Source organism: Candidatus Formimonas warabiya (genome assembly GCF_002777255.1).
Taxonomy (GTDB): Bacteria; Bacillota; Dehalobacteriia; order Dehalobacteriales; family Dehalobacteriaceae; genus Formimonas; species Formimonas warabiya.
This window is the reverse complement of the sequence record NZ_CP017634.1, coordinates 179,567-192,373: the sequence shown is the minus strand read 5'-3', so window position 1 is coordinate 192,373 and position 12,807 is coordinate 179,567. Positions and strand designations below refer to the sequence as shown.

Below are 12,807 nucleotides of genomic sequence, written 5' to 3'. Positions count from 1 at the left end.
ATGCCGCCTATTACTTTACGTTCCTTATATGCGGCCAGCATTTCTTTCTTATTACGGCTCTTCATATGTTTTGCAATTACTCCGTTCCCGTTTTTGGGCTCTGTGACCAGATTCGCTTTACCGGATTATTATGTATGTAGCATCATTAGGACTGTCCCTTGATTCCATTATAAAACACATAACCTGACAATAATATGTCAGGTTATGATGGGGAATATAAGGACGGGAATCAAAGACCTTCTCTATTCCGTTCCTGCTTTTAGCGCCTCGCTCATGGAAACCGTGTTTACCTTCTTTGCACATAGCAGCTTGCTAAGCTGATAGGTTAGCATGATGGCCCCAAAACAAACAACCACATAAAACGGACTAATAATCGTTGGCAGCACTAAATTTATCATAGCGCCAAGATAGCCGTACATTGCGCCCATTGATGCGGCCATTACAGGAATGCCGATGATAAATCCGGCTATGATCACAAAAGTCGGGCTGTTCAGAATCAGGGAATGGATTTCCCGGCGTCTGTAGCCAAATATCTTGAAAAGCGAGATGGTGTTCTTATTTTCCTCGATAATCAACGAGGTTACCAGATAGATGATAATCATGCCCACCACACAGGCGATAAGGGTCATCGCCACCACCATGGATACCATCGGCCCCAGCAGTTCATCCATGGCGTTCGCGGTCTCGCTTAAGCTTTTTGTTCCTGAAAGCTGCTCGTCAGGAATATCTAATTTTTTTGTGCTCCAGAGCCCCGTGTAGCTGTTTTGGGGAAATCCCAGCTGGCCGTTAAACGCATCGATTGGCATAAAGATAAACTGCCCCGCATAGGAATTGGCCACAGCATCAATATGAAAGGTGTACGGCTTCCCGTCCTGCTTGTTTATAAAGCTAACGCTGTCCCCCGCCTTAATGCCTAGCCTTTCCGCTAAAGGCTTTGTAATGTTTGTTTGGTTATTGGGAAGTGGATTGCCCTTGCTGTCGGTCAGCGTTAAAATTGTCGACCCCGGCTCGACACCGGTTACATAAAACTCAATGCCCTCGTTGTTTTCAGGGTAAAACCTCCCGGCGTTAAAAACCTCCGCCCCTTCCGGCGCCTCACCATATTGCGTGTTCTTAAAGGCGTATTCATATTCAAACCGGTAAGTGTCGGTGGTGCTGTTTTTAAATACATAGTCCATAGAGTTCATAATCGTGAAGCCTAAAAGCATGAGTACCGAGGCACTGGTAACACCCAAAAACAGGAACAGGAGCCGTGAAATGCTTCTAAGCTGCTCCCGCAACTGGAATTTTGTACTAAACTTAAACCTGTCCAGTTTAAGTGCCCGTTCTAGGGCGTTAACCTTAGTTTTTTGTTCGCCGCCTTTCATTAGCTCTGCCGGAGAACGTTTCAGCTCCAAACGAATCACCAAATAGCTGCTGAGGCCCAAAAACAGCACAGGCGTCAGTATTCCGATTAAGGCATTCAAGAAGCTCAATTCAATGTCAATGACGGGGACATTATAGTATGAAACCATAGCCGTAACCGACGGTGCAATGGACGGCAGCGCCAACACGCTTCCTATCACTCCGCCCGTCACAGCAAGCAGCAGAGGAATGGCCATATAGTGGCGCATTAACTCACGCCGCCGGTAACCTTGCGCATAGAGTGTCCCGATAATCACCGATTCAAGGCGTATCATACGCCAGATCATGATGCCGATAATTAAGCAGCACAAAAGAAACATCGCTGCCGGCACCGGTACACTCATGGTTTTCAAACCGGTGATAGACGCCCAAGCCATTCTGGCACGTTTGTTGTTCATAATGTCAATCCAGTCGGACTCTGTGATGCCTTCTGCGTGCAAACGTTCCCTAAATTGCGCCGCCTGTTGATTAATGCTCTGCGCTCTGTCATTAAATCTGACGGAATAAATGGCGGAAGCGTTGTCTATATCCGCAAATTCCTCGCGGTTGATCACGCCCACGCCGAAATTATTTGGCGATACCATGATATCGTATACGTTTTTTAAGGGATAGATATAGTGGGGCAGGGATACAAAGCCCACGACAGTGAAGTTTTTGCCTGCCGCCCTGATCCTGCTTCCCACAGGATAGCCGTTCGCTTTGGCAAAGGCAGGATCAAGCAGTATTTCTCCCGGACCGGAAAGGGCCCGTCCCTCTATGACGGCCGGGATGTTCAGCTTTTCTGTTTCACTGAGCAGCCGCAGGGTAAGCGAGTCGGACAGGGCGGCGTCAAAGCTCATGGACTCTTCGATGATGGCATCAGCCGCTTTCTCTAATTCTCTGCTATTAGGAATAGCCTTGTCCGTTGAAAACGACAGATCTTCCTGCATATGCCCCTCTGTAAACGTGGTGACCAGGGTCCCCAGATTGTGAGATATACCCGTCGCCACAACAAACGTATAGCTTCCAAGGATGATGAGTATAAGCACGCCAAGGTATCGCAATGCGTTTTCTTTCAATATCCGCAAAACTCTCTTATTCAGCGCCATTACCATTCAATCCTTTCCGCCGGAATAGTCATCTGGTTCACCACTTCTTCCACGATTTCCCCGCTTCTGAGCTTAAATACCCTGTTCGCCATAGCGGCAATGGCCCCATTATGGGTGATCATCAAAATGGTTGTTCCATATTTAGTGTTCACCTGCTGCAAGAGCTGCAAAATACTACGGGATGTCTGATAATCAAGAGCACCGGTCGGTTCGTCGCATAGCAAGAGTTTCGGATTCTTGACAACCGCCCTGGCTATGGAGACCCTTTGCTGCTCGCCGCCGCTAAGTTCCCTGGGGAAGCGGCGCTTTTTATCCTGCATACCCACCGCCGTTAAAACTTCGTCCATGTTCAGAGGCGCTTTGCTGATGTTGGAAACGACTTCAATGTTTTCCCCGACTGTAAGATTGGGGATCAGATTATAGAACTGGAAGACGAAACCGATGTCTTCACGTCGGTAATCGGTCAACTGGTCGTCGTTCAAATTGCTGATTTCAACCCCGTCAACAGAGATCCGGCCGCTGTCGGCGCGGTCAACGCCGCCGATGATATTCATCAGGGTGGATTTCCCTGAGCCTGAAGGTCCGAGGATGACGCCGATTTCTCCCTTTTCCAACTTCATCCCGATTCCCTTCAGAACTTCATTTCTTACCAGGCCCGATGTGTAGCTCTTATTCAAACTTGAAACATTAATAAACATAGCCTATTGCTCCTCCTTTTTGTAGAAACACCGTTTTAATATATCAAAATATTCATCCCATTCCCTAAGCAGATCCATGCTTAAATCTTCAAAGGAACCGACTTTACTTATTTGCTGCTCTGCAAAACTCATTATGGTCCAGGTAATAATGTCCATCATTTTTTTCCTATCCATATCATCGCGGAATTTTGTCAAATCGATGTTTTTATAGCCTGTTTCCAAACCGTTTTCAATCAGTTTTTTACCTATTGTCTCGATTTCAGATTTTACTTCAGGTGCGTTTTCCTTGGGAGAGTTCTTAAGAAAATCAAATGCTTGCGGGTATTGCCTCATGATTTTAAATTTAATCAATCCAATTTGTTTCATTCTTTCAAAAAGATCGGTTTCATGCCAATCCATTTCAGCGTAGATTTTGTCGATAATCTCATTGACATATTCAAACAAGAATAAATACAATTCTCTTTTACTGTTAAAATAGTTGAATAATGATCCTTTAGATATGTCTGCTTCCTTAATAATCTCATTTGTAGAAGCTTTTTCATAACCATTGCGGGCAAACTCTTTAAGAGCTGCATTAATAATACGTTCCCGTTTCTCAGGTTCTAAACTATAAAATTTCGGATAAATGACAGCCACCCCATTTCTGTATTGATGTAAAAGTCAGATGACCGCTCTGGTCATTTTTATTATATAACAAAATGACCAGAGTGGTCAAGTCGCCCGGGAGGAACCACGGAAATGGCCCTATTGAATCCAATTAGATCTTCAAGGCAATGTTTAAGGTATGGCAGCAGCTTATGCCGCCTCCACAAAGATTCATGGATTTCAAATTGATACAACGACTTTTTCACAATCATGTCAACAGGTTCATATACATTAGCATTTTTGCTGATGGTTATAATCCTTCAAATAGTACACTCATTTAGCCCTATCTCCTTTTTTGATGATCTATGGAGAAGGGCACAAAAAAAGACGATAGAGAACATCTTCGTCTTTGTTTCTTAACCGGATTTACATAGAGGAAAAAACAGCGGCAACTAAAGATGTGCCTCCTCCTGAATCTTTAAATTTAGTTTGTAGTTCTTCACGATTAATTCAGTTTTACACATCTTTCTGTACCTCCTGTTCTTAATGATAGATTAACAATAATCTCTAATTGCAAATAGAGGAACTTATACCCAAATCAGACCTTGGTCTGTATTTGATTAGAGCTTGAATTGTTCAAATGTGCTTGCCATACTTGCCACAAAGTTCCATTGCCTTTCCATATAGCTTTTTAATGAAGCTGTATTGGATCGGTATGCTGAATATATCTTTTCTAAATCAGAATTCAAATTATGCAAACCATACCGTTCAATAGCTTTAGCTGCGGCATAACCACTTTCCATTCCGGCAGAAATACCTTCACCCATAGGATTGAGAAAACCTGCTGTTTCTCCTGCAAACAATACCTTACCTTTTCCGTATTCAAGCGGACAGCCGGGCATAATATGTGCTATCAGCCATTTTTCTTCTTGTTCTTGTTTCTCAATTTTCAGATTATGGTGTTGTTCCATATAAGAAAGAAACTGAGAATAATAATAATCAATATTCCTCATGTCTTTAACAGATACTCCGAGAATTAAATAGTTATCCTTTACATTAAACCATGCATCATACTCTGATAGCTGCGGCTGCAAATAAGCATAAAAATAATGATCATCTAAATCTATCGATCCTTTGTTAAAGGTTTGATATGTTGTGATATAATTTTTGGGCGCATTAAGCAACTTCCGTTTTATTGAACCGACTACACCATCGCAGGCAATTACAAATTTTGCATATTCAGTGTATTCCATCGTTCCCTTTAATTGAACTTCTATCCCCTTAAGGTGCTCAATACAAGATAACGCCACAGTTTCATCGCGAAATTCCGCACCGGCTTCAACCGCTTTTTGTGCCAACCAATAATCGAATGAGCTTCTCCAAATATTTAAACCTTCCTGTTCGTATCGGTATTCTTTTCCTTTATCATTTGTGAAAATCATTCCTCGATGATCTGTAGGTGTGCATTGAGTATAAACTGGCGTCGCTTCTCCAAAATATTGCTCCACCAAATCTATTGATTTCTTTATTAAAATACCGGAACAGGATTTGTTTCTTGGCATTTTGAACTTTTCCACTAACAAAACTCTATATCCATTACTGGCTAATTCCTTGGCTGCACTGCTGCCGGTAGGTCCGGCACCAATTACAATTACATCATACATTGTAGTTTCTCCATAACAAAACTTTACAATTTTCTCCCCAAAACAACAAAAGAGTATTTTCTTTTTTCATAATAACCTTCTCCACTCAGAATTATTATCGCATAACAATTTGTATGATTCAACAAAAGCATCTTCAAGAAGTTTTTCTTCAATTGCTTTATTAGGCGGACAGTATTTCCTGCTTCCTCTTTTTCCACTGGGTTGCCCCTTAACCCGAATTATTCAAATGTCATTCGGAACAACACAATGAGGCGCAATCCTTTTTACTGCAGCCTCAAATCGGGTGCAATAACTTTTCTATTCCGTCCCTGCCTTCAGCGCCTCGCTCATAGAAACTGCAGTGACTTTTCTCCTGCACAGCAGCTTCGACAGCTCATAGGAAAACATTACAATGACAAATCCGACTATGATGTAAAACGGATCAATCGTCACGGGCATGGCAAAAGTAAGGCTGTTTTCAAGCGCTTTCATGAGTCCTCCCATTAATGCAAAACTGAGCGGTATGCCAACGATATACCCAAGTACGACGACAGGCGTTGAGCTGTTGAGAATCAGGGAATCGACTTCCTTTTTCCGGTATCCGAAAACCTTCATCAACGAAATCGTGTTCTTGTTTTCTTCAATGATCATGGATGTAAACAAAAAGCAGCTGAAAACAACCAGCAAAATGGAGCCGATATATTGTGCTTTGTTTTCGAGCAAAACACGTTTGATCCTTTTATTAATGATCATTACCATTCAATCCTTTCCGCCGGAACAGTATTCTGGTTAACCGATTCTTCCACAACTTCACCGCTCCTGAGCCTAAATACCCTATTGGCCATAGCGGCTATCGCAGCATTGTGGGTGATCATCAAAATGGTGGTCCCGTATTTTTGGTTCACCTGCTGTAAAAGCTGCAGGATGAAGCGGGATGTCAGAAAATCAAGGGCACCGGTCGGCTCGTCGCAAAGCAGCAGCTTCGGGTTCTTGACGATCGCTCTGGCAATAGACACCCTTTGCTGCTCACCACCGGAAAGCTCCCTTGGGAAGCGATGTTTTTTATCCCTCATTCCCACCGCCGCTAAAACCACGTCCGTGTCCAGAGGTGATTTGCTGATGTTGGAAACAACTTCAATATTTTCCCCGACTGTGAGATTGGGAACCAGGTTATAGAACTGGAAAACAAAACCGATGTCCCCACGTCTGTAATCGGTCAGCTGGTCGTCGTTTAAATCGGTTATCTCGACCCCGTCAACGGAAACCTGTCCGCTGTCGCCGCGGTCAATGCCCCCGATGATATTGATCAGTGTAGATTTTCCGGAACCGGATGGTCCGAGGATGACACCGGTTTCTCCTTTTTCCAGCTTCATGCCGATTCCCTTTAAAACTTCAGTTGTGACCGAGCCCGTTGTATAGCTTTTCTTTAAGTTTATAACATCAATAAACATATTCATTTTCCTCCTTTGATCACGCATGATTTGTCCGTAAGGCCCCTCACTTGCGTAAGCGGGCTAAATGTTTCACTTTACCGATACAGGATTTTACGAAGCGTTTGCAGATACGCTTCAAGTTCTTTTACATTTTCATCATAATGGGCCTTGTAGGCCTCGACGTCATCGCCATACCGAAACAAGCTGTCGATGAAGCCATTCATCGTCCAGATAATAATGTTTTGCGCCCTTTCAGTATCAATGCCTTCCTTGAACAGCGTTTTGTCATTATTCGATCTTTGGCAGATTTGCTGCATCCCCATATCGGCCAAATTAAGCAAATCTCCCGGCAGCCCTTCCGGGAAAACATCTTTCATGGCCAAATATGCTTTCACCAGAAAACCGAATAGAAGCGGGTATCGCAAGGACATGTCCATCTTCAGTTTTGATCCAAGCCTGATATTTTCAAGAAGATCATGACCTTCGGAAATGACCTTTTCATATTCCGCAAAAAAAATATCCAAGGCATATTTAATGAGAAACAGGAAAAGTCCTCGTTTGGACCCGAAGTAATGAAAGAGGAGTCCTTTTGATATCCCCGCTTCTTTCACAATGACATCCGTATTCGCTGCCATATAACCTTTGGAAAACTCCTTCAGCGCCGCATCGATCACACGCTCGCGTTTTTTTTCTCCCATCATCATAAACTTGTGTTCCTGAATGTCATACGGTTTGATAAACTCGGAATCATCAATCTTTCTCGCCAGTTTGATCACCTCATTCAGAAAAATTTATTGACTTGAAGTCAATGTATAATATAGTATAGCACTTATTGACTTAAAGTCAAAATGTATTTAATGTAATTTGCACCACATCATCACACCTATGATTTCAATAAATATTAAAGCGTATGCCCCGATTTTCAGCCTGATTTTCCTTGAATTTTGGAATGCGGTGTTTTTATATGATTTTTCGGAGTGAAGTAACGTGTTGGCAGACAGCACAAATTAAACTTAGATAACCGTTGTCACACCTTGGCATATAAAAAATATAATGATTGTAGACAAGTTAAATATGAGAGGATAGATGATATCAATCCGCCTTTCATTAGCTATTCCAACTTTTTATCGACTTGGGCTGACTGCTAGAAGTTTTAATTCGCTTTTAAATAATACGGCAGATGATTCTGAACCTCATATCTATAATAATTCGTAGGACAAACATGGGATTATATTCAAAGTCTAACCGACAGCCGAATTAAATCTAAGACACGGTTTAAGGTTTATTGTTCAACCATGCATGACCCTGAATCCTACAAAAATCATCTTTTCCATAAGGACTGGGCACAGGAGAATTTCACCTATTATACCAACAATGCCAACAAGGAGAAGGAACGGATAAAATGAATATGACCAATAAAAAATTAGCTATTTTGGATGACTTTTTTCCAAATTTGACCACAGGTTTTAGAATAGCCGAATTTAACTACTATTTAGAGAGGTTTCCAAACTGTGAAGCTTATGTTCACCGGCATGACAACCATTATCCCGAATATGCCGCTACTTATCCCCATCTTAAGGATAAAGTAAAGTCATTTTGGCAGTTTGATTGGACTGGGAAGTCCTACGCTTTGTTTTATACGGTTTTTCTGAGTAACGCCGCCCACTTTACCTTTACTTATGAATATGACAACACACCTTTTATTTTTGAATTATATCCCGGCGGAGGTTTTTGGTTCAATGATGACGAGGTCGACACCAAGCTAAGAAAGGTTTTTGGTTCTCCCTTATTCAGAAAAGTAATTGTCACGCAGAAAATAATCTATGATTATATTGTTAACCGAGGTTTTGTCACCCCGGATAAAGTGGCCTATATTTATGGAATGGTAACTTACCCCGAATATTTCTACCCGACGATCCCGAAATTATATTTTGGAAAAGACAAAAACACTTTCGATATCTGCTTTATTGCTAATAAATATATGCCATTGGGAATCGACAAGGGTTTTCCGGTTTTTATTGAGACCTGTAAAAAACTGCTGAAGGTTACAGAGAATTTCCGGTTTCATATTGTGGGTAATTTTGGGCCAAATGAAATTGACGTAAAGGAATTGGGCTACACGGTCGTATTCTATGGCTCGAAAGATAAAAGATTTTTCCCACATTTCTTTTCCAAAATGGATATCATCGTTTCGCCGAATCAACCTTTTATCCTCATACCCGGCAAAAGCTTTGACGGCTTCCCGACAGGCTGCTGTATCGATGCTGCCTTGCATAACGTTGCTATTTTTTGTACCGACATGCTCAATATGAACGAACACTTTGAACACAGGAAGGATATATTTTTTATCAATCCGGTTGCTGAAAAAATCGCCGAAAATATTCTGGAATATTATCAAAATCCCGATGAACTATACCAGATGTCAGCACGGGGGCAGGCAAAATTTAAAGAGGTTTTCGACTTTGATAAACAAATGCAAGCCAGGACTTCGGTTATAGAGCAATTTCTATAGAACCAATTATATTTGTCAAATGTAAAGAGATAATTTTCAAGCAGGTAGAACGAGGGACGGCTCTAGAAAGGACCAATGGAAGGTCTTTCCTGTAAAAAAGGCTCAACAGTCAGAAAAATGCTGATTGTTGAGCCATATTAATGCTTAAATTAGACTGAAGCAAAATTTGGCAGTATGGCAGAAAAGATCACTTATTCCAGGATCGATACAAAAGTGAGGCAGTGGAAAATAACAGATATTTTTTAACAGTGTTAGGATACATTCTGTTTCTGCCAGCCTAAAATGGGGAATGTTTCATATTTCGTGTAATTAGTTATCCCTAACAAGGTTTAAGACCTTGCAATAATGGGTAACATTGTAGTACAGCCAGAAAGACAAGGCTCTGCCGGAGGGCAACCTGAGGGTCTGACTGTGGAACTCAAGCAATTGGAAAGGCAGTCTTAAAGGGCTGCTTTTTCATTGCTTAGATTCCCAACCCGAAAAACTCCGGGGGTTCGGGGGCAGAGCCCCCGAGGAGCTATGCGCTTTTGTTGCCCGACAGACGTTCCTCAAAGAAAATAGACATTTGTCCCATTATTATTCCCCAATCGCGCATGGGTAATCCCCATTTTTTCTCAATTTCCATAATAGATAGGTAAACTGATTTCTTGAGCGCCTCATCGCCGGGGAAGGTGGTCTTGGTTTTGGTAAATTTCCGGAGCATTCGATGAAATCCTTCTACGGCATTTGTCGTATAAATTAGCCTTCTGACATTCTCCGGATACTTAAAATATACCGAAAGCTCGCTCCAGTTATCTCGCCATGACTTTGCTATCTGAGGATATTTTTTACCCCATTTCTCCCCAAATTCCTCAAGATGATAAAGGGCGTCCTCCTCACAGGGAGCCTGATAGACCGTCTTTAAATCCGCCATAATAGGTTTTAAATCTTTGTATGAAACATACTTTGTTGAGTTTCTGATTTGGTGGATGATACAAAGCTGTTGCTCTGTCTTCGGGAACACACTGTTTATCGCCGTCGATAATCCGTTTAAATTGTCATGACACGCAATGAAAATGTCGTTGATGCCCCGGTTTTTCATCTCATTGACCACCGTTGCCCAAAAGCTTGCACTCTCATTTTCGCTGATCCAAATACCTAATATCTCTTTCCTGCCTTCCATGTTAATCCCTAATACTGTATAGGCACACTTGTTGATGATCTTGGCGTCCTTACGCACTTTGAAGACAATCCCATCAAAGAAAGTTACAGGATATATGCTCTCCAACGGTCTTGACTGCCACTCCATCAGCTGCGGCATGATTTTGTCTGTAATGCGACTGATCAGGGCCGGTGATGCGTCTACTCCATAGATATCACGAAGGTGTGCCTCTATATCACGGGTAGACATGCCTTTTTGGTACATGGCTATCACTTGCTGCTCCAGATTGTTGGATTTTGTCTGATATTTCTCTATAAGCTGCGGTTCAAATTCTCCGTTTCGGTCTCGCGGAACCTTGATTTCCGTCTTTCCCATTTGCGTTTGAATCGTTTTTTGGTTGTAGCCGTTCCGGCTGTTTCCGCTCAGATCTCCTGCCGGACTGTGCTTATCATACCCCAAATGCTCATCCATTTCTGCTTCCAGCATCTGCTCAATGGTTCCGCTGAACAGATTTTTCAGCATTGTATGGATGTCCTCCATGCTGCTGCATTCCTGCGCCAATAGTTTTACTAGTTCATTTGCTCTTTCGTTCATTGATAACATCTCCTTTATGGTTATTATTACCAATTACACGAAAGTTTAAACGTCCTCCTAAAATGTCTAATTACTGACGGGATTGCCTGTTCATAAGTTGCCAGATATAATGACCAGATCTTAGAAAAATGGTTTCTGTAAATCTATATTTCTATTCTTCATAACAAATAATAGGGATCCCATCTTCTATATTCTCAAAAATTGCTTTTGCCAAATATAATGGGGTATTTATGCATCCATGGGTTCCGTTCTTTTTATATATCTGCCCTCCGAAAGAATATCTCCAGCTGGCATCGTGTATTCCCGTATTCCCGAAAAAAGGCATCCAATATGTTACTCCAGATTCATAGCCCGGTCCCCTTAAAATTGCCCCTGCTAGTTTATAATTGAGCATAAAAGTACCCGTCACAGTAGAATATCCTCTATTAGGATTCCCTGTTACGATAGGACCCTGGGTAATAAGCTTCCCATCTTTATAAAACCAGAGATGCTGTCTTGTGATATTAATTTCTACATAAGTGCTGCCTATTTCATCTTCACCCCTGCCTAAAGCCCTTTGCGCGTATACAGGTTCTTTTTCAATCGCTTCACCGAGGATGATATTTTTCAATAATGCTTCTGTTTCAGCATTCTGATTAATTTTCCACCCATAAAGTCCGCCCTTAACTTCTATTGTTTTGCCTATGGATGCTTTAAAATTTCTTGCTACCCCAACTGTATCATATTTTCTGCTCAATTCTTTTACATATTTCATAACTGCTGTTTTGCTCACTACCGCATCTAAATTCTCATCCACACTAAGCCATTCATTTATTATATCTCCATCTACTATTTCATTTTCACTGCCAAATTTATAAATGATATTTGCCGACACATACTCATTTAGCAAATTTTGGGTTTTCGGCATTTTATCAGAGCTTACGGTGTACTTTGGATTTTCATAACAAAGATTTTCATTTAAATCCAATTTTAATTTTCCCTTTAATATACTCATTTTTATCGCTTCGTATAGTTTATCTTTCAAAACTTTATTCCCGTATACTTCCTCAACCACCTCATAGGAACCATTTGAATACTTAAAATCGACATTTCGGGGTTCTACAATATCCTCATTTAAACAATTTAAATTGTTTATTTTATGTTGTAAAGCATTGACATTATAAACAAATAGATCATTTACACAATATATTTGATCTTTGAACAGCGAACCTAGCCATTTAAGCGAATTTTTCGTACAATATATCTTAGAAATACCATTTTTTTCATTGTATTGCAGTCCTATATCCTGCCCTGTTATTTCTTCCGTTTTGCCATTTCTTTCTATTAACAGCAGCTTATAGTCGCTAATATACTTTCTTATTATATGCTCCGCATCATCATGAGCTTTAAATGAAAGATCTACTCCATTTATTAGCGTGTTGAAAAAGAAATGATTCACAAAGTATAACGAAATGAGCAAATAGATCAGTATCATCAAAACTATTAAAATAATATTGTTTTTTGTAAACGCTCTTTTAAAAAACTTTTTTATCGTAACATTTTTCATGCTCACTTATACCTTCTGTCCAAAAAGTCTTATTTTCGAAGGCCTTATGCGGGCTCTGAAATTGGGCAGAAAACTTGGATGATTGACATAGTCCACTAAATTATCATATGTTTAGAACGGAATTATAGAACGGAATCACAGGGACGTCCTATTGAGTCCAATT

At 41.1% G+C, this 12,807-nt stretch carries 11 protein-coding genes; 1 reads left to right on the top strand and 10 read right to left on the bottom strand.

All coding sequences use genetic code 11. From position 1 onward, the window contains the following. Positions 1-242 precede the first annotated feature (242 nt). The 8 genes from DCMF_RS00870 to DCMF_RS00835 form a co-directional block, all read right to left on the bottom strand. A complete protein-coding gene (locus tag DCMF_RS00870) occupies positions 243-2,492 on the bottom strand; it encodes an ABC transporter permease (protein WP_148132677.1) in 2,250 nt (749 codons plus the stop codon). Beyond that, a complete protein-coding gene (locus tag DCMF_RS00865; RefSeq protein WP_148132676.1) occupies positions 2,492-3,190 on the bottom strand; it encodes an ABC transporter ATP-binding protein in 699 nt (232 codons plus the stop codon). Before DCMF_RS00865 ends, DCMF_RS00870 begins: the two co-directional genes overlap by 1 nt. Before the next feature lie 3 nt (positions 3,191-3,193). Next, positions 3,194-3,826: a TetR/AcrR family transcriptional regulator gene (locus DCMF_RS00860; RefSeq protein ID WP_148132675.1), complete on the bottom strand. Its 633-nt coding sequence runs from the start codon at positions 3,824-3,826 to the stop codon at positions 3,194-3,196. Positions 3,827-4,395: 569 nt separating this feature from the next. After that, positions 4,396-5,439 (bottom strand): NAD(P)/FAD-dependent oxidoreductase, encoded by a 1,044-nt coding sequence (locus DCMF_RS00855; RefSeq protein ID WP_148132674.1) that lies wholly within the window; start codon positions 5,437-5,439, stop codon positions 4,396-4,398. Positions 5,440-5,462: 23 nt separating this feature from the next. Next, positions 5,463-5,636: a hypothetical protein gene (locus DCMF_RS28995; protein WP_214658998.1), complete on the bottom strand. Its 174-nt coding sequence runs from the start codon at positions 5,634-5,636 to the stop codon at positions 5,463-5,465. 100 nt (positions 5,637-5,736) lie between these two features. Next, a complete protein-coding gene (locus tag DCMF_RS00845; RefSeq protein WP_214658997.1) occupies positions 5,737-6,171 on the bottom strand; it encodes an FtsX-like permease family protein in 435 nt (144 codons plus the stop codon). Then, positions 6,171-6,869 (bottom strand): ABC transporter ATP-binding protein, encoded by a 699-nt coding sequence (locus tag DCMF_RS00840; RefSeq protein WP_148132672.1) that lies wholly within the window; start codon positions 6,867-6,869, stop codon positions 6,171-6,173. Before DCMF_RS00840 ends, DCMF_RS00845 begins: the two co-directional genes overlap by 1 nt. Before the next feature lie 77 nt (positions 6,870-6,946). Further along, positions 6,947-7,627, bottom strand: a complete 681-nt coding sequence (locus tag DCMF_RS00835; RefSeq protein ID WP_148132671.1) for a TetR/AcrR family transcriptional regulator — start codon at positions 7,625-7,627, stop codon at positions 6,947-6,949. A 626-nt stretch (positions 7,628-8,253) separates the two neighbouring features. On the opposite strand from DCMF_RS00835, the gene DCMF_RS00825 reads away from it, so the two are divergent. After that, the gene (locus tag DCMF_RS00825) at positions 8,254-9,363 is read left to right on the top strand and encodes a glycosyltransferase family 4 protein (RefSeq protein WP_148132670.1); all 1,110 of its coding nucleotides are present in this window, start codon (positions 8,254-8,256) and stop codon (positions 9,361-9,363) included. 517 nt (positions 9,364-9,880) lie between these two features. On the opposite strand, the gene DCMF_RS00815 is transcribed toward DCMF_RS00825, so the two are convergent. Together DCMF_RS00815 and DCMF_RS00810 are read right to left on the bottom strand one after the other, a co-directional pair. Next, positions 9,881-11,098: an IS256 family transposase gene (locus DCMF_RS00815; RefSeq protein ID WP_148132669.1), complete on the bottom strand. Its 1,218-nt coding sequence runs from the start codon at positions 11,096-11,098 to the stop codon at positions 9,881-9,883. Between the two features lie 151 nt (positions 11,099-11,249). Further along, entirely contained in the window at positions 11,250-12,644 is a 1,395-nt protein-coding gene (locus tag DCMF_RS00810) for a L,D-transpeptidase family protein (RefSeq protein WP_148132668.1), read from the bottom strand. Positions 12,645-12,807 lie beyond the last annotated feature (163 nt).